Genomic DNA, 791 nt, shown 5'->3' with positions numbered 1-791 from the left:
GGCCGTTACTCCATCATCTTCTCAATTGGCAGCACCAGAATGGAGCTTGCGCCCAGTGCCTTCAGTTTTTCCATTGTTTCCCAGAACAGGGTTTCGCTACTCACCATGTGCATTGCCACGCGCTGCTGATCGCCCGCCAGTGGCAGAATAGTGGGGCGCTCAGCGCCTGGCAGCAGGGCAATCACTTCATCCAGACGCTCGGTAGGCGCGTGCATCATGATGTATTTAGATTCGCGAGCCTGAATGACGCCCTGAATACGGGTCAGCAGTTTGTCGATCAACTGCTGTTTGGCATCGGCCATTTCGCCATCGCGCTGGATAAGACAGGCTTTAGAGCGATAAATCACTTCTACTTCGCGCAGGCCGTTCGCTTCCAGCGTGGCACCGGTAGAGACGAGGTCACAGATAGCGTCAGCCAGACCCGCGCGCGGCGCTACTTCAACAGAACCGTTCAGCAGGCAGGATTTAAACTGCACGCCTTTCTGATCCAGATAACGCTTCAGCAGGTGCGGGTAAGAGGTGGCAATACGCTTACCGTTCAGCGCGACCGGGCCATCCCAGGCTTCATCGACCGGTGTGGCCAGCGACAGGCGGCAGCCGCCGAAATCCAGACGACGCAGGGTAAAGTAACGCGGATCCTCACCCTGGGCACGGCGAGTCAGTAACTCTTCTTCCAGCACGTTTTCGCCGATAATGCCGAGGTCAACAACGCCATCCATCACCAGCCCCGGGATATCGTCATCACGCACGCGCAGAATGTCGATGGGCATATTTTCAGCCAGTGCAATCAG

General features: G+C 56.9%; 1 protein-coding gene. It reads right to left on the bottom strand.

All coding sequences use genetic code 11. The annotated features are described in order from the left end of the window. Positions 1-5: 5 nt before the first annotated feature. A partial coding sequence (gene hisG, locus ACJ9N4_RS03295; RefSeq protein WP_411500233.1) for an ATP phosphoribosyltransferase occupies positions 6-791 on the bottom strand: 786 nt, incomplete at its 5' end.

This window comes from Enterobacter sp. LM3 (assembly GCF_046622475.1).
Lineage (GTDB): Bacteria > Pseudomonadota > Gammaproteobacteria > Enterobacterales > Enterobacteriaceae > Enterobacter > Enterobacter cloacae_P.
This window is presented reverse-complemented; position numbering and strand designations above follow the sequence as displayed.